16 protein-coding genes are annotated in these 17,769 nt (G+C 33.3%); 6 read left to right on the top strand and 10 right to left on the bottom strand.

Going from position 1 to position 17,769, the window contains the following annotated elements; translation table 11 throughout:
• The first annotated feature begins 7 nt into the window (after positions 1 to 7).
• The gene (locus ACFQ1Q_RS12690) at positions 8 to 583 is read left to right on the top strand and encodes a DUF2911 domain-containing protein (RefSeq protein ID WP_386132137.1); all 576 of its coding nucleotides are present in this window, start codon (positions 8 to 10) and stop codon (positions 581 to 583) included.
• Positions 584 to 597: 14 nt separating this feature from the next.
• Positions 598 to 1,674 (top strand): methylmalonyl Co-A mutase-associated GTPase MeaB, encoded by a 1,077-nt coding sequence (gene meaB / locus ACFQ1Q_RS12685; protein ID WP_386132134.1) that lies wholly within the window; start codon positions 598 to 600, stop codon positions 1,672 to 1,674.
• Positions 1,675 to 1,705: 31 nt separating this feature from the next.
• On the opposite strand, the gene ACFQ1Q_RS12680 is transcribed toward meaB, so the two are convergent.
• A complete protein-coding gene (locus ACFQ1Q_RS12680; protein ID WP_386132130.1) occupies positions 1,706 to 2,647 on the bottom strand; it encodes an NAD-dependent epimerase/dehydratase family protein in 942 nt (313 codons plus the stop codon).
• 109 nt (positions 2,648 to 2,756) lie between these two features.
• Here ACFQ1Q_RS12680 and ACFQ1Q_RS12675 point away from each other — a divergent pair, with 109 nt between their 5' ends.
• Genes ACFQ1Q_RS12675 through ACFQ1Q_RS12665 form a run of 3 tightly spaced genes read left to right on the top strand, consistent with a single transcriptional unit; the run spans position 2,757 to position 5,718 of the window.
• On the top strand, positions 2,757 to 3,479 hold the full coding sequence (locus ACFQ1Q_RS12675) for a glycosyltransferase (protein WP_386132127.1): 723 nt from the start codon (positions 2,757 to 2,759) through the stop codon (positions 3,477 to 3,479).
• A gap of 2 nt (positions 3,480 to 3,481) precedes the next feature.
• A complete protein-coding gene (locus ACFQ1Q_RS12670; protein ID WP_386132124.1) occupies positions 3,482 to 4,102 on the top strand; it encodes a lipid-A-disaccharide synthase N-terminal domain-containing protein in 621 nt (206 codons plus the stop codon).
• Complete coding sequence (locus tag ACFQ1Q_RS12665; RefSeq protein ID WP_386132121.1) at positions 4,099 to 5,718, top strand: ArnT family glycosyltransferase; 1,620 nt, start codon at positions 4,099 to 4,101, stop codon at positions 5,716 to 5,718. Before ACFQ1Q_RS12670 ends, ACFQ1Q_RS12665 begins: the two co-directional genes overlap by 4 nt.
• Positions 5,719 to 5,748: 30 nt before the next feature.
• Here the strand turns inward: ACFQ1Q_RS12665 and ACFQ1Q_RS12660 are convergent, their stop codons facing one another.
• From ACFQ1Q_RS12660 to ACFQ1Q_RS12630, 7 genes are all read right to left on the bottom strand, one after another.
• On the bottom strand, positions 5,749 to 6,324 hold the full coding sequence (locus ACFQ1Q_RS12660; protein WP_386132119.1) for a phosphatase PAP2 family protein: 576 nt from the start codon (positions 6,322 to 6,324) through the stop codon (positions 5,749 to 5,751).
• Positions 6,324 to 6,551: a hypothetical protein gene (locus ACFQ1Q_RS12655; protein WP_386132116.1), complete on the bottom strand. Its 228-nt coding sequence runs from the start codon at positions 6,549 to 6,551 to the stop codon at positions 6,324 to 6,326. Before ACFQ1Q_RS12655 ends, ACFQ1Q_RS12660 begins: the two co-directional genes overlap by 1 nt.
• Before the next feature lie 5 nt (positions 6,552 to 6,556).
• A complete protein-coding gene (locus tag ACFQ1Q_RS12650) occupies positions 6,557 to 7,936 on the bottom strand; it encodes an MATE family efflux transporter (RefSeq protein ID WP_386132113.1) in 1,380 nt (459 codons plus the stop codon).
• A gap of 68 nt (positions 7,937 to 8,004) precedes the next feature.
• Positions 8,005 to 9,300, bottom strand: a complete 1,296-nt coding sequence (locus tag ACFQ1Q_RS12645; RefSeq protein WP_386132110.1) for an MFS transporter — start codon at positions 9,298 to 9,300, stop codon at positions 8,005 to 8,007.
• 145 nt (positions 9,301 to 9,445) lie between these two features.
• Positions 9,446 to 10,399: an NAD(P)H-dependent flavin oxidoreductase gene (locus tag ACFQ1Q_RS12640; RefSeq protein WP_386132107.1), complete on the bottom strand. Its 954-nt coding sequence runs from the start codon at positions 10,397 to 10,399 to the stop codon at positions 9,446 to 9,448.
• 120 nt (positions 10,400 to 10,519) lie between these two features.
• Positions 10,520 to 11,725: a tRNA 2-thiouridine(34) synthase MnmA gene (gene mnmA, locus ACFQ1Q_RS12635; RefSeq protein WP_386132103.1), complete on the bottom strand. Its 1,206-nt coding sequence runs from the start codon at positions 11,723 to 11,725 to the stop codon at positions 10,520 to 10,522.
• A gap of 109 nt (positions 11,726 to 11,834) precedes the next feature.
• Positions 11,835 to 12,545 carry a toxin-antitoxin system YwqK family antitoxin gene (locus tag ACFQ1Q_RS12630; protein WP_386132100.1) on the bottom strand — a complete coding sequence of 237 codons (711 nt, stop codon included), beginning with the start codon at positions 12,543 to 12,545 and terminating at the stop codon, positions 11,835 to 11,837.
• A 55-nt stretch (positions 12,546 to 12,600) separates the two neighbouring features.
• On the opposite strand from ACFQ1Q_RS12630, the gene ACFQ1Q_RS12625 reads away from it, so the two are divergent.
• Positions 12,601 to 13,608, top strand: a complete 1,008-nt coding sequence (locus tag ACFQ1Q_RS12625; RefSeq protein WP_386132098.1) for a fasciclin domain-containing protein — start codon at positions 12,601 to 12,603, stop codon at positions 13,606 to 13,608.
• 411 nt (positions 13,609 to 14,019) lie between these two features.
• Here ACFQ1Q_RS12625 and yidC read toward each other — a convergent pair whose 3' ends face one another.
• Both yidC and ACFQ1Q_RS12615 read right to left on the bottom strand, forming a co-directional pair.
• Positions 14,020 to 15,936, bottom strand: coding sequence for a membrane protein insertase YidC (gene yidC, locus ACFQ1Q_RS12620; RefSeq protein ID WP_386132678.1), 1,917 nt, complete (start codon positions 15,934 to 15,936; stop codon positions 14,020 to 14,022).
• Between the two features lie 129 nt (positions 15,937 to 16,065).
• Complete coding sequence (locus tag ACFQ1Q_RS12615) at positions 16,066 to 17,682, bottom strand: CTP synthase (protein WP_386132096.1); 1,617 nt, start codon at positions 17,680 to 17,682, stop codon at positions 16,066 to 16,068.
• Between the last annotated feature and the right edge of the window lie 87 nt (positions 17,683 to 17,769).

Below are 17,769 nucleotides of genomic sequence, written 5' to 3'. Positions count from 1 at the left end.
AGATTTTATGTTGAAACGCATTCTTATTTTTCTTTCTTTAGCTTTATTAGCACTTTTAATATATTCTGTTTTTTTTGGTAGTCTAAAAACTGTCATTTGGCCTTTAAGTCCAAAAGACACAGCAGCCATTGAGTTAAACGACCTTAAATTAAAGGTAGAATACAACAGACCATCTAAAAGAGACCGTGATGTTTTTGGAGCTTTAGTGCCTTTTGACCAAGTTTGGCGTACTGGTGCAAACGAAGCGACAACTTTTAAAACCAATAAAGATTTAATAATTCAAGGAATGCTTTTACCAAAAGGAAATTATACACTTTGGACAGTACCTATGAAAGATTCTTGGAAAGTCATGTTTAACTCAGGACAATACCAATGGGGCGTTGATGAAACTATGAAGCCAATGTGGAATCCAAATTATGATGTGATAGAGCTTGAAGTTCCTTCTGAAAATTTAGAGAATACAGTTGAAAAATTTACCATTGCATTTGATAATACAACTGGAGATTTGAAGCTAACTTTAGCATGGGACCAAACAAAAATTGAAGTGCCAATTGATGTCGCACCAACTCCAGAAAACAATTAACTAATTTTAAAGTTTTGGCAAAATCTAAAAATAGAAAATCAGCTTTAACTGAAAATGAAGGTATTAAACCACCTGAAAGTTTAAGCAGCGTTTCTGCCAAAGCCATTAAAAATAAGCGCAAAAAACAACCTAGTGCTGATGCATTAGTCAAGGGCATTCTCAATGGTGATATTACGTCCTTGAGCCGTGCTATTACTTTAGTTGAAAGTACAAACTCCACCCATACAAAAAAAGCAAATGATATCATTACCGCTTGCTTGCCACATGCAAACAATTCTATTAGAGTTGGGATTACAGGTGTTCCTGGCGTTGGAAAAAGTACATTTATTGAAGCTTTAGGTATTCATCTTACCAATCAATACAAAAAAGTAGCTGTTTTAGCTGTTGACCCAAGTAGTTCATTAAGTCACGGAAGCATTCTTGGAGATAAAACACGAATGGAAGATTTAGTAAAAGCACCAAATGCCTTTATAAGACCATCCGCTTCAGGTGACTCGCTCGGTGGTGTTGCCCGTAAAACCCGCGAAACTATAATTCTATGCGAAGCAGCTGGGTTTGACACCATTCTCATTGAAACGGTTGGCGTTGGACAAAGTGAAACTGCCGTGCACAGCATGGTAGATTTCTTTTTATTACTAAAACTAGCTGGAGCGGGCGATGAACTTCAAGGCATTAAACGCGGTATTATTGAAATGGCTGATGCAATTGTTATTAATAAAGCCGATGGCGAAAATGTAAAAGCCGCAAAATCTGCCAAACTCGAGTTTAATAGGGCTTTGCACCTTTATCCTGAAAAAGAAAGCGGCTGGTCACCAAAAACAAAGCTTTGTAGCGCCTTACATAATAAAGGTATTTCAGAAATTTGGGAAATGATTGAAACCTATATTTCCGAAACTAAAAACACACATTATTTTCATTACCACCGAACAGAACAGAATAAATTTTGGTTACTCCAAACCATTGAAGAACGATTAAAATCAAACTTTTACGACAAGCCCGAAATTAGAAATGAATTAAAAAAACAAATAGATTTAATCGAAGAAGGAAAGACGACGCCTTTTGCTGCGGCAGAATATTTATTAAATTTATAAACTAGTTTTTGATTTTTACTTGAAAAAAAACTTACAAACAATTCTCTTTAAACCATTCAACTTGCGCTTTAACAGATTCCAAAAGCGTCGTAGTCGGATTGTAATTTAACAACCTACGCGCTTTATCAATATTAGCTTTTGTACGCAATTGGTCACCAGCACGTCTTGGTTTTACAACAATTTTAATAGGTTTACCAATTACTTTAGCTACGGCATCAATGCCATCTTGCGTGGTGTGCTCTACTTCTGTACCTAAGTTTATGATTTCGCCATCAACTTTATTTTCATTTCCAATAACGCTTACAATACCGTCGATGATATCGCCAACGTAAGTAAAACTTCTTAAGTGTGTTGCACTACCTTCAAATAATGGGAAAGATTCATTTTTCAAACCTAAATCAATCAACTTAGTGTACATTTTTTCAGGACGTTCTCTTGGACCAATCACCGAATACAGTCGTAAACTACAAGCCTTCATTTGTTTTTCTCTACTTTTTTGAAGCACCAATTGCTCTGCTGCCAATTTAGTTACTCCGTAGTGCGATGCTGGTTTTGGCGCAATATCTTCTGGGAATGTGGCTTCTAATCCGTAAATGGATGAAGTGCCTATATTTACAAAAAGTTTGAGATTTTCACAGTATAAAGAAAAATCAATAAGATGTTTTGTAGCAATAATATTATTGCTAAAATAATCTTCAAATGTTGATGATTGCGAAATACCTGGTTGCGCAGCAAAGTGAAAAATATACTCAAAATCTGTATCTAGATTTCTGGCAAAATCATCCGAACGCAAATCAACATTTAAAACTTTACCGCCTTTTAATTCTACTGACTTAGCATTTTTAGACTTTAAATCTAAACTATAATAATCCGAAAAATTATCAATTCCAATTACAGAATGCCCAGCATCTAATAAACGTTCCGCACAATGCGAACCAATAAAACCAGCTACTCCTGTAATTAAAATTTTCATAGATTTTGTATCAATTTCATACAAAATAAAGGCTTTTTTAGCTTTAAACAAATACAGCGGATGTCAAATACAAAAAAACAATACATTTGTAGCTTCAACACTAAGTAAAATGCCGAACAAACTCACCATTTTAATTCCTGTTTTTAATGAAGAAGGTAATTTGCTTCGTGTTGAAAAAGAACTATCAAATTTTATAGAATCTGCTAAAATTTCGTCCTCTGTTCTATTCATTAATGACGGTTCAACAGATAAAAGTCAGCAACTTATAAATGATATTTGTGCAAGACAACCGAGGTTTAACTCTATTTCATTAGATAAAAATAGAGGTTTGAGCACAGCACTTAAAGCCGGAATTGATTTTGTAAATACTGAATATGTTGGTTACATCGATGCCGATTTACAAACATCTCCACAAGATTTTAATTTACTCATTCCTTATATTAAAAATTATGCTTTGGTAACAGGTATTAGGTCTAATAGAAAAGATAAGTTCTTAAAAAAAATGTCATCGAAAATTGCAAATAGTATTCGAAAGTTATTTACAAATGATGGTGTTTTAGATACAGGTTGTCCTTTAAAAATTATGCAAACATCTTATGCAAAACAAATACCTATGTTTAAGGGATTACATCGATTTTTACCAGCGATGATTCAGCTTCAAAACGGTAAGGTAAAACAAGTTGCTGTTAGACATTTTCCAAGGATGCATGGCAAAGGTAATTTTGGTTTTTGGAATCGGTCAATTGGTCCATTAACAGACTGTTTTGCATTTTTATGGATGAGACGCAAATACATCAATTACGAGATTAAATATTCTTCAAAACCCGAATAATTTTGAAGGATTGGATACTACTTAGCATAGGCTTTACTGCGCAACTTTTATTTTCGTCACGTTTGATTGTACAATGGTTACAATCCGAAAAGGTAAAAGCTGTAGTAACACCAAAATTATTTTGGATACTTAGTCTTTTTGCTTCCTTTTTACTCTTTATTTATGGGTATTTACGTTCTGATTTTGCCATTATGCTAGGTCAAAGTTTAACCTACTATATTTATATAAGAAATTTACAGCTTCAAAACGAATGGAAAAAAATTAAAAAGGTATTTCAATATTTTTTAATCTCATTTCCAGTTTTTATTGGTATTTATTATTTCAACAATAATAAAATTGATATCGACATTTTATTTTATAATGAAAATATTTCAGCGCAATTATTGCTTTTTGGAATTTTAGCGCAACTCATTTTTGTCCTTAGGTTTGTTTATCAATGGTTGTATTCCGAACAAAAAAAAGAGTCTATTTTACCAAAAGGATTTTGGGTTTTAAGTCTCATTGGCGCATCTCTTATTTTGATATATGCCATCATTAGGAAAGATGTAGTTTTAGGGATTGGACATACGGCAGGGATTTTCATCTATGCAAGAAACTTGTTTTTAAACTCTAAAACCAAATGATTGCTCAAATAGAAAAACATCCAATATTAAGCTTATTTGTATGCACAATCTTATTGCTAGGCTTTAGTTTGTATTTTCTTCCTGTAAGCATTATGGAAGCTCGAAATTTTGTTTCGGCTAGAGAAATGTTAACTGATAATAATTGGTTACTTACTACCTTTAACGGGGAACCAAGGTACCAAAAGCCACCTTTGCCTACATGGATTACAGCGTGTTTTGGTTATCTTTTTGGATACCAAACAGTTTGGGCTTTACGATTTCCCGCTGCTTTAATGGTATTTGTATCGTGTTTAGGTACTTATTTTATATCAAAAGATATATTTCAGAATAAAAATTCGGCATTTATTGTTGCTCTAGTTACGCTAACTTCACTCTATATTGTTGCAATAATATTTGAAGCGCCTTGGGATATTTACGCACATGGTTTTATGATTTTAGCTATTTACGGATTTTTTAAAATACTAACAATTAAAACTTTCCTGGTCAAGTATTACTTACTTTTCGCAATTTGTCTTACTGCTTCAATTTTATCAAAAGGTCCAGTTTCGATATATGTGTTGTTTTTACCTTTTCTAATTTCTTACGGAATTGTTTTTGGATACAAATTGAAATTTAAATTTATTGTAAAATTAATAATATTAATAGCGATAGGTTTTATTGCAGGAAGTAGCTGGTATATATATGTGAGATATGAAGATGCGCAAAGTTTTTCTAAAATAGCAATTGAAGAAACCACACGTTGGAAAAACTACGAAACCAAACCATTTCTCTATTATTGGAACTTTTTTACACAATCGGGTTTATGGACAATACTTGCATTGACTGGTCTTATATTTCCTTATATGAAACGTCGAGTTGAAAATATAAAATCTTATAAATTGGTATTGTGCTGGACGCTTATCGCCATAGTTTTTCTGTCTTTAATCCCTACAAAAAAAACAAGGTACGTGATGCCTGTACTTTTGCCTTTATCATTGGTTATTGGGTTCTATATGAATTTTCAGATTAAAAACTTTAAAAATCTAAAATCTAATTATCATAGATTACCTATTTATGTCACTTTTTCGATTATTGCAAGTGTTGGTTTGGCAATTCCATTTGCCTTGTATTTTGTAGCTGAAGATTATGACTTAAAACTATGGATATTGTTTCTTGTAGGATTTGCTATAATATATTATCTAAGTTCTTTAATTTTTAAATTTTTAAAACATAAGAAATTGAAACTTAGTTTTTATGCAGTTGTTGCATTATATACAAGTTTTGGGATTTTACTCGTTCCGTTCAGTAAGCCTTTAATTAAAGAAAATTTTGAAACTATTCAAGAACTAAATAACCCAGAATTTGAGTTGTATTATTTAGGCTATGCAACACCGGAACAAATTTTCTACAATGGTGATAAAATTCCGAATATTTTAAAAAACATTGAAAATATTACTAAAGGTAAAAAAGAAGTATTTGTATTTACACAGAATTCAGATTTAAACACAATTGAAAAAATCAAAGCTCATTTTGAAGTTTCACTTTATAAAATATATGATTTTAATAGCGATGAAATAAATGCTTCTGGCTATAACACAAGGCTACATCAAAAGCTTTATAAGCTTTCTCCAAAATAAAAGATTGAAATGTATATTGAAATTGAATGTTTATTTTAATGCAAAACGCGATTGCAGATATTTATCTAACTTATAAAATCCAAAACCTGAAAGTGCACCGAATAACATTCCGCTAACGACATCTCCTGGATAATGTACACCAATGTAAATGCGACTATAACCCATTGCAATTGCCCAAATAATTAGTACAAAAGGAATCCATTTATATCGTTTAACGAGCATTAAACTTGTAAATACAGCAACGGCCATTGAGTTAGAAGAGTGTCCAGAAAAATAACCGTGTTGTCCGCCGCACCAGCTTTTTATTAATCTAAACATACCGTCAATTTCTTCGTTATGACACGGTCTTAAACGTTTAACCAATACATTTTTAAAAACATTTGTAATTTGGTCTGTAAATAAAATCATTAGTGCTACAACTAAAAGTGTCAACACAAACATTTTAGTATTTAGCCGCTTATACATTAGATATGCTAAAAGTGCATAAAACGGAATCCAATTAAATTTCGTGGTATAAAACATCCAAAATCCATCCCAAGACTCAGTTCCTAGATTGTTGAGATATAAAAATAATTCGGTATCTAATTGTTGAATTTGCTCTAGCATTACTCGTCGTATCTGGCTACTTCTCTATCGTAAAAATCTGTGGCTTGTTTAATGTAATTCTCTGTCTCGGTCTCTAATTCTTTTTGATCGTGTTGGTCAAATTCCTCAAACCATTCCACCTCATCATTTTCCAAATTTATTATAAATCTAGGAAATTCTGTATGAATGATAAAAATAGCATCTGGATAATCGGTATTATCGCCAAGTATAAATTTTGGAAGTTCCATTTCTTTTAATTTTCGTTTTGCAAAATTAACCGCTTTGTGAGATAATTAAACCTAATATACAATAAAATTGCTGCAGAACTTAATCCTGCTAACAACCCAAGCCAGATTCCTAAACTTCCGTAAACGTCTTCTTTTCCTAAGAAATAGCTTATAGGGAAACCGATTGCCCAATAGGCAATAAACGTTATTAATGTTGGTATGTAGACATCTTGCAGGCCTCTTAAAGCCCCTAAAACTATGACCTGTAAACTATCCGTGATTTGAAATACCGCAGCTGCTAAAAGTAAGGTTGCTGCAATATTCACCACTTCTAGTGTATCTGATGCATCTGTAGGGTCATCTAAATCCACATAAAAATTTGGTAGCGCTTCGTTGAAAACCACAAATACCAATGCAAAGATTACTGCAAACAAAAAGCCCAAGAAAAAGATAGATTCCGCTATACGTTTTAATGCCGAAAAATCCTTTAATCCTTTCTGATTTCCTACTCTAATCATTGCAGCCACACTCAATCCCATAGCCACCATAAAAGTCATTGAAGATAAGTTTAATGCAATTTGATTTGCAGCTTGGGCATTGGCTCCTAGAGTTCCACTTAACCAAATGGCAGCTGTAAAAATTCCGACTTCAAAAAACATTTGCATGGCACTCGGTAACCCAAGATTTATAAGTTTGCGCAATGCTTGATTAGTAAGTTTAAATAATTTAATATTTGTTACGTATGCTTTAGATTTTTGTTTTTTTGCTAATAAAAACCATAAGTAAAATAACATGACAAAACGCGAAACTAATGTGCCAACTGCAGCACCAACTATACCCATCTCAGGAAAACCAAACTTTCCAAAAATTAAAATATAATTGATAGCAACATTAAGTACGTTTGCTAAAATGGTTGCGTACATTGGATATTTAGTCAATGATAAACCATCACTAAATTGTTTAAATGCCTGAAAAATGATTAGTGGTACTAAGGAAAAAGCCACCAAATCTAAATATGGAATGGCTAACTCGACAACCTCTTTTGGTTGATCCATAACATACATTAATGGTTTTGCTATTAAAAGCATTCCAAAAAGTAAAAGTGCCAAAACTGTGCACAAAAATAATCCGTGTTTAAAAGCCGATTTTCCTTTACTAAAATTGCCTTCAGAATCAGCTTCTGCAACCAAAGGTGTTATTGCAGTAGAAAATCCTATGCCGATAGACATCGCAATAAAAATAAAACTATTACCCAGAGATACTGCAGCTAATTCTGCTGCACCTAATTGGCCTACCATTACATTATCTACAAAACTCACAAAGGTATGACCGAGCATCCCCAAAATAACTGGCGTTGCTAGTTTTAAATTATAAGAAAACTCTTTGGTATAGTTTGTTAGAAACATGACGCAAAAATAGAGTTTTGGCTTTGGATACTTTTATTTAAATTAAAAAATAAAAATTCTTAAATTTCTTACTCTACGTCAGGTAACCTGTAACTTCTAAAAGCTCCATAAAATCCAAAAAGAGAAAGGACTACGATAACACCTTCGACAGAAATTAGAGAGACTAATGCACTTATTCCGCCAGTGAGTAATAAAATAATACCAATAACAGTATTACTTACAGAAACATAGTCGGTACGTTGATTACCAGTTGCCATGTCAACAACATATGTTTTTCTGCCTAACCTTACGCCACCATGAGCAATACCTAATAAAAAAAAGGCGATAGGATATATCCAAATTTGTCTTCTCAAAGTTTCTGAAGTTAAAACTAAAATGACTATAACTACTCCAACTACAGAAGCTAAAGTAACAGCTAAAGCCATAGTATTTTTACTAGACTTATCTGCCATTTTACCCCAAAAGGGAGAACTTATTATTGAAGCAATGCCATTAGAAATAATCAAAAGTCCTAGTAAGTAGTTTTCTTTACCAACATACTCTTGAGCTAGTAAAACATAAAATGGTGCCGATAAAGCAGAACATAATAACAATGAACGTGCTATCACAAAATTTCTAAATTGTAAATCTGTTTTTAATAAATTGAATTTTGAAAAAAAACTTTCTTCGGTTTTTGGTTCAGAAATGGTTTCTCCAGGAAATTCTTTAATTCTCGAATAAATAATAGCAGCTACAATCCATGTTAGTGATGCAAAAAAGATAAGGTTGGTATAAAAATTTATGCTAGCATCTTCATTAGATTTATAAATAATATATAAACCAGCTAATAGAACTAAAACCCCAGAAACTGAAACGGTGAAACCACTCAATCTTCCACGTCTCGTTTTTGGAATAGTTTTACCTGTTACATCTTTTGAACTTACAGAGCAAAAACTTCTTGCCAAACTAAACAACACCAAACAAATTACAATAAGCCAACCTGCTGTTTGTCCATTAAAATATATGGTAACTACAGCAATAGCACCAATAGCAAAACATTGCACAAGTGCTCCAAAAACCCAAATCCATTTTCTTATTTTACGCTTTGAAATGTATTTAGTTATTGCAATTTGCGGAATCATAGAACCAGATTCTCTTATGGGAACTATTAAGCTTATTAAGTAAACTGGAGCTCCAACATAACCCATAAGCCAAGTTAAAACAGTCTTTGGATTGCTTAAAGTATCACCGAGTTTGGTAAATGTTAGCGCCAATAAAATCCTAAAGTAGTTTCCAACAACTTTTTTGCAAGCATCTTCTGCTAAATCGGTACAAACACGCTCGTTTGACTCATTATTTAAAAAATTATAAAGTTTGCCAAGCATCTGAGCAGTTTTGTTTTTAGTTAACGGTGCAAAAATAATTTACAAATCAGCTCAAAAATACCTCTGTAAGAATTAATATTAGTTCAGAAAGATTAGTATAAGAGAAAATATGTCAATTTTTAAATGATATAAATTTAACTGAACACTACAAAACAAATGCCGAAGACGATATATTCTTTTGAGCTAAATTATATTCTATAATGATATCATCTACAATTTCTGAAACCGATTTTATATCATGAATTAAACCTGAAATCTGTCCAATTTCTAATTCGCCATCATCTAAATCTCCTTCATACATACCGCGTTTTGCCCTAGCTCTACCTAAAAGTTGCTTTAATTCTTCGGGAGTTGTTCCTTTTTCATATAATGCCGCAACCTCATTATAAAATTTATTTTTAATCAATCGCACTGGCGCTAATTCCTTTAATGTTAATTGTGTATCACCCTCTTTTGCATCTACTACCACTTGTTTAAAAGCTTGATGCGCCGAAGATTCTTCACTCGCTACAAAACGGCTGCCAACTTGTACGCCATCAGCTCCTAAAACCATACAGGCAAGCATGGCTTTTCCTGTAGCAATACCACCAGCTGCAATTAAAGGAATTTTTAATTGTTCTTTAACCATTGGTATTAATGCTAAGGTTGTAGTTTCATCGCGTCCATTATGTCCTCCAGCTTCAAAACCTTCAGCCACAACGGCATTTACACCTGCAGCTTCAGCTTTTAAAGCAAATTTTACACTACTAACTACATGTACAACTGTTATTCCACGTTCTTGCAACCAACTTGTCCAAGTTTTTGGATTTCCTGCTGAGGTAAAAACAATTTTTACATTTTCCTCAACTATAATATTCATTATTTCTTCGATATTGGGATACAACATCGGCACATTGACACCAAAAGGTTTATCGGTTGCCTTTTTACATTTTTGTATATGTTCTCTTAAAACATCTGGATACATAGAGCCAGCACCTATAAGTCCTAATATTCCAGAATTACTAGCAGCTGAAGCCAATCGCCAGCCACTATTCCAAATCATTCCGGCTTGGATAATTGGATATTTTATATTGAAAAGTTGGGTTATTTTGTTTGGCATGAAAAATATTTTGAATGGTAAATTACAAATTATGATTACTTAATGTTTTAATTCAACATTACTAATTATTAAGATATTTAGATTCTTTTCTGTTTGACCTTGAGCTAAATTAAAAAAAGATTAAGCAATGACTCCAGAGCCTAACAACTCATCATCTTTATACCAAGCTACAAATTGCCCTTCGGTAATGGCAGATTGTGGGTTTTCAAACTCAACGTATATTCCAGAATTAATTTTATGCAAAGTTGCGTTTTCTAATGGTTGACGGTATCTAATTCTGGCTTTTATTTTCATGGTTTCGCCTTGATTTAAAGCTAAATCTTCACGTATCCAATGTAATTCAGAATTATTTACAAATAAAACTGACCGCATTAAACCTGGATGGTTTTTGCCTTGACCTGTATAAATTACATTTTCGTTGACATCGGTATCAATAACAAATAAGGGTTCTTCAGTTCCGCCCACAGCTAATCCTTTCCGTTGTCCATTTGTAAAATAGTGTGCACCTTGATGTTTACCTACAATTTTACCATCTTCCTTTGTATAATTAGGTTTTTTAGATTTAAATGCCAACTCAGAATCCTTAGAATTAAATCGTGGAAATGGCTTATGATACAGCTCTAAACTTTCAGGAATCTCAACAATAACACCTTCTTTTGGCTTTAATTGTTGTTGCAGAAAATCTGGTAATTTTACTTTACCAATAAAACACAATCCTTGCGAGTCTTTCTTTTCTGCAGTAATTAAATTTTGAGCCTTGGCAATTTCCCTAACTTCGGGCTTTGTTAATTCTCCAATTGGAAATAATGCTTTTGCCAACTGATTTTGCGATAATTGACATAAGAAATACGATTGGTCTTTATTATTATCTACACCAGCCAAAAGGTGATGTATTTTTTTTGACTCACCATTTTGTTTAATAAGCGAAGTCGAAGTACGACAATAATGACCAGTTGCTACAAAATCTGCTCCCAAATTTAAAGCAATATCCATAAAAACATCAAACTTAATTTCTCTATTACAAAGTACATCTGGATTTGGCGTGCGTCCGTTTTTGTACTCTTTGAACATATAATCTACAATCCGTTCTTTGTATTCTACGCTTAAATCGACAGTTTGAAATGGAATACCAAGTTTGTCAGCTACTAACATAGCGTCATTACTATCCTCGAGCCATGGACATTCGTCTGAAATTGTAACGGAATCATCGTGCCAATTTTTCATAAAAAGACCAATAACCTCGTAACCTTGCTCCTTAAGCAAATATGCTGCAACACTAGAATCTACTCCACCTGAAAGTCCGACTATAACTCGTTTATTTTTCATATTTTTTTATTGCTATCGTGTCTAGAAAAGCTTAGCAAAATTACAAAATAAAAAAGGTAATCTTTTATTGATTACCATTCTTAAAATTAATAATAAATATAGCTATGGGCTATTGTTTTTTATAAATCACTTCGTCTGTATCGTGGTTGACTTTTCGAGTTAAAATTTCATTATTGTAGTATAGCCAAATTCCTGTCTTTAAGTTGTCTTTAAATTTTCCTTTAGCTCGAATATTTTGATTACTGTCGTAGTATATGGTCTCACCGTTGAGCTTATCGTTTTTATATTGAGATTGCTGAAGGAGTTTTCCAGATTCGGAATACATTTTAGAAACACCCTCTAATTGTCCTAACACATAATTTGAAATCTCTGCCACATTCCCATTTGTAAAATACACAGTACGTTTTCCTTGTAATTGACCTTGATTATTATAATTTTCTTCAATCATAATACCGTTAGTTTTATTATGGTAAAAGACCCATTTTCCAATAAAATTTTTGCCATCCATCTTACCTTTACTAACTACTTTACCTTTAGAAGTCATAAAGGTGACATCTGCAATATCATCGTTAATACTAAAGACTTTAATAGCGCTCAAAACACTTTTTTTTCGATTTAATTTGTAATATTTAAACGTATCTATCTCTTTTCCATGGTTAAATTGTCCTTTGTAGCGCAATTGGTTTGTATTGGGAAAATTCTTCTGCCAAACGCCATGGCGCTTGCCATTTTCATCAAGACTATTCACTTCATTCTGAGCAAATAACGATGTTAAAGTTATTATAAATGTAAATCCGAGTAAGTGTTTGTGTTTAATCATTTATTAAATTTGTTAAACAATATGAACAAATAATTTTAATCTTAAACTCAAAAAAATGAAATTTATTTTAAAAAATTTTAAACTATTAACTGTTTTTCTATTTGTAATAGGATTAACAAGTTGTAGTGACGACGACAACAATCCGCCTACAACAACAACGGTTGTTGATGTAGCTGTGGCAAACGGATTTACTTCACTAGCTGCCGCTTTACAAGCGACGGATTTAGTATCTGTACTACAAGGTCCTGGACCTTTTACTGTATTTGCTCCTACAAATGACGCATTTACAGATTTATTAAATACTGCACAATTAGATTTAAACAACTTATCTACAGCAGAGGAAGAATTAGTTAGACAAATACTATTAAACCATGTTATTGTTGGTAGCGAATTAGATGCTACGGCGATTACATCTACAGCACCAAGTTACAGAAATACTGGAGCAAGCGGTGTTGGTAATACAAACCTTAGCTTGTTTTATAATGTAAACGGAAGTACGGTTCAACTTAACGGTGGTTCATCTACAACAGCAGGAGCTAATGTTACTGCGACAAATGTTGAGGCTGACAATGGTGTTATTCACGTGATTGATAAAGTATTAGGATTACCAACAGTAGTTGATATGGCATTAGCAAATCCAGACTTTTCTTCATTAGTCGGTGCACTGACGACATCGACTCCAGGTACTGATTTTGTAACTATTTTATCGACAGAAAATGGTACTCAACCAGCACCTTTTACAATTTTAGCACCAAATAATGCAGCTTTTGCAGCATTAACTGCTACACCATCTGAATCTGAATTGGTTGCAATACTACAACACCATGTTATTGATGGAAATAACGTTCAATCTAGTAATCTAAACCAAAATGGAGATACTATGCCTGAAACACTAGAGGGCGATTTGGTTACTATTACTTTACCAGGAACAAATGGTAATATAGCTAATGTAACTGACGGTTCAGGAAATTCTGATATCGGAATCATAGCAGTGGACGTACAAACTACAAATGGAGTTATCCATGTAGTAAATAAAGTGTTAATACCAAACACTACAAATTAGAAAAATCGAGGCTGATTACCTCATTTTTATATTGATTGATTTAGTTAGTAAGGAGCCTTCCAATTTTGGAAGGCTTTCTTTTTGATTAGGTATGACCGAGTATTCATGCTGAAATGCTTTTTTTAAAACATATCATTCTTTATTAATTATTAAAAAGCATAAAGAAAATTCAAAGAGTATTTTATAGATTACAAATACTGAAAAACATATGTATAAAGCTTTATACTACTAAATTCTTTAAAATACCTAGTGAGTTTTTAACTATAAATAGCTTTGCGACTTATAGCAAAATTAAAACTTCTTGTACGCTATTATTTTTTTCAAATATTTAAATATTAAAAAACCTTCTCTAAAAAAAGAGAAGGTTAATAATTATAATCTTAGATTTCAATTAAAAATCCTAATAGCGATTTATTTCTTTTTAGCTCGCTGTTGTGCTTGTTTTTGTTTTTCGGCCTGCTCCATCATCTCAGCCATTTTCTTCTGAAAACGGTTTTGCTTTTTTGGTTTGCTTTTGCTCACTTCAATCTTAGCAAGTACTTTTTCTTCGTCGATAATATAGTTTTTAATAACCAACATAATACCTATACTAATTAGGTTAGAAATGAAATAGTACAAACTTAAACCTGATGCATAGTTATTAAAGAAAATTAACATCAGTAATGGTGAAAAGTATATCATATACTTCATCATTTTACTCATATCTGGCATACCTTCTTGTGGTGGACCTTGCATCGCCGTTTGCTGACCTGTTGTCATTTTCATGTAAAAGAAAATAGCAATGGCAGCCAAAATTGGGAACAAACTCACGTGGTCACCATAAAATGGAATATTAAAAGGCAATTCTGCGATAGAATCGTAAGAACTCAAATCGTCTGCCCATAAGAAACTTTTTTGACGTAAGTCGAATGCTGTTGGAAAGAACATAAACAAGGCATAAAAAACAGGTATTTGCATTAAACCTGGCAAACAACCACTCAATGGACTTGCACCTGCTTTATTTTGAAGCGCCATTGTTTCTTGCTGCGCTTTTAATTTATTGTCTTTGTATTTTGCTCTTATGGCTTCTAATTCTGGCTTTAGAATTTTCATTTTAGCCTGAGACAAAAACTGCTTGTACTGAACAAATGAAAGTAAAATTTTAACCAAAATGGTCATGACGATAATAGCAATACCGTAAGGTAAGAAACCACTTAAAAACCCAAATAAAGGAATAAATACAGCTTTATTAATCCAACCAAAAATTCCCCAACCAAAAGGAATACTTTCCTCTAGATTTTTGTCGTAACCTTTTAAAATTTTAGCATCTGTTGGCCCATAATACAAGCCCATGTTTGTTGAAAAATTTCCACCTTTAACCACTAATGGCATTTTTGATGCGTATAATTTAGTATATACAGAATCTACTTCTTCATCCTCAACTAAATCCTTTGATGATAAACTCGCAGATTTAAATGGCGAATCAGGCACCATAATACTACTAAAGAAATGCTGACGGTAAGAAATCCAACTCACATCGGACATTACTTCGGCATCATCATTCATTTGAGCCAATTTATCTACTTTATCACCTTCATACTCATATGTTAAACGCGTATATCTGTTTTCGTAAGAAATACTTTGGTCGTGTCGATAGCCTTTTAGTTTCCAATCTAAATTTACTTCTTGAGAGCTATTGACAACACCATCTAATCCTTGAGATTGTATGCTAAAATCTATCATGTAATCATTTGGCTTCAACTCGTAACGGTATTCTAAAAATTTAGATTCTGACACCTTTAACTTCATTGAAACAACTGTATTTTCACCATTTTTTGTCACTTTAGGCTGAAAATAAAGACTCTCTGTATTAAGTGTTCTATTATCGGTTGTAGCAAAGTTGATATTTAAATTGGTGTTTCCGTCTTTTACCAAATAGATAGGCTTGTCGTTATAATCGACAAATTTTTTCAGTTTTACTTCAGCAAGATGACCACCTTTATTGTTGAATTTTAAGCTTAAAACTTCAGTTTCTACTTCTGTCACCGCATCAGTTGCCGATGGTAATGTTGAAGCATATGCAAAAGCACCTAACTTATTACGCAACGCAATTTGCTGAAGCGAATCTGTAGCAGAACCATTTGAATAATCTTCTGCAGTAGTTATTGCTGTAAGAGGTTCGTCTTGTTTGCTAGTTTTAGTTTCGGCTTCAACTTGTTCTGAATCTGCCTTCTTCTGAGCTTCTAATTCTTCTGGTGTTGGTTGATTTTGGTAGAAATACCAAATCATAATTCCGAATAGTAGGATAAATCCAATAATCGAATTGATGTCAAATTTCTTTTCTTCCATATGTAATTCCGCCTTTCGGCTGCGCTCAAGGTAAACTTTAGCGGTCAACGTTTAGTTAAATGATTGTTTGGTCTAGCCCAAAAAGCTTTCCAAACGTTAGTGTTGTGCCAAAGTGACACGATTATTTTTTTATTTATTCTTTTTAAATTTTAATGCCGCCGCAATAAAAGACGCAAATAATGGATGCGGATTGGCAACTGTACTTTTGTATTCTGGATGATACTGCACACCAACAAACCAATTGTGAGTTGGGATTTCTACAATTTCTACCAATCCAGTTTCAGGATTTAATCCTGTGGCTTTAAGTCCTGCTTCTTCAATTTGCGATTTGTAATCGTTATTAAATTCAAATCTGTGTCTGTGACGTTCTTTAATGTTTTCAGAATTGTAAGCTTTATAAGCTTCACTATCTTTTTCGAGTTTACAATCCCAAGAACCCAAACGCATAGTTCCGCCTTTATTTACAACGTTTTTTTGAGATTCCATCAGCGCAATAACAGGATGCGATGTGTGCTCATTCATTTCGGTAGAATTGGCACCTTCAAGTTTTAACACATTGCGTGCATACTCGATAACGGCCATTTGCATACCAAGGCAAATGCCTAAAAACGGAATGTTATTTTCGCGTACAAAACGTACGGCTTCAATTTTACCTTCGATGCCTCGCTCTCCAAAACCTGGTGCGACCAATACACCATCTAAATGGCTCAGTTTTTTCTCGGCATCTTTCACCGTTAAATATTCAGAATGAATAGATTCTACCGTAACTTTTACTTCGTTTTCTGCACCAGCGTGTATAAAGGCTTCTAAAATAGATTTGTATGAATCTTGCAACTCTACATATTTACCAATTAAACCAATAACCACTTCGCCTTTTGGGTTTTTATGTCTATGTAAAAACTGATTCCAAATGGTTAAATCTGGCTTATCGCTATTCAATTTTAATTGTTTTAAAACGACTTTATCTAAGCCTTCTTCGAGCATTAAATTTGGTACTTCATATATTGTTGAAGCATCAATAGATTGTATCACAGCTTCTTGCTTAACGTTGCAAAAACGTGCCAATTTATTTTTGATACTGTCGCTTAACTCATGCTCAGTACGACACACCAAAATATCGGCTTGTACACCACTTTCCATCAATGTCTTTACGCTGTGTTGTGTTGGCTTGGTCTTTAATTCGCCGGCAGCAGATAAAAAAGGCACTAAAGTTAAGTGGATAACGCAGGTGTTGTTATCGCCCAAATCCCATTCTAACTGCCTTACGGCTTCAACATAAGGTAACGACTCAATGTCACCAACGGTTCCGCCAATTTCGGTAATAACAATATCGTAATCTCCAGAATTGCCAAGAATTTGAATCCGGTGTTTAATTTCGTCTGTTATATGCGGAATGACCTGTACCGTTTTTCCTAAAAACTCACCTCGGCGTTCTTTATCGATAACGCTTTGGTAAATACGACCAGTAGTTACATTGTTGGCTTGAGATGTTGGTACGTTTAAGAAACGCTCGTAATGACCTAAATCTAAATCGGTTTCGGCGCCATCATCAGTAACGTAACACTCGCCATGCTCGTAAGGATTCAACGTTCCTGGGTCAATGTTAATGTACGGATCTAATTTTTGAATGGTCGTTCTGTAACCTTGCGCTTGCAATAATTTGGCTAAAGAAGCCGCAATGATGCCTTTTCCAAGAGAAGAAGACACACCGCCGGTTACAAAAATATACTTTGGTTGCGTTGTCATGTTGCGTTATTTACCGTGTTTGGTAGAAGTTTTAAACGCAGGCAAATTTACGAAATTAATTGAGGTATTGGCTAAAAGTTTGGGGTT

This window comes from Winogradskyella litorisediminis, assembly GCF_042675765.1.
Taxonomy (GTDB): domain Bacteria; phylum Bacteroidota; class Bacteroidia; order Flavobacteriales; family Flavobacteriaceae; genus Winogradskyella; species Winogradskyella litorisediminis.
This window is presented reverse-complemented; position numbering and strand designations above follow the sequence as displayed.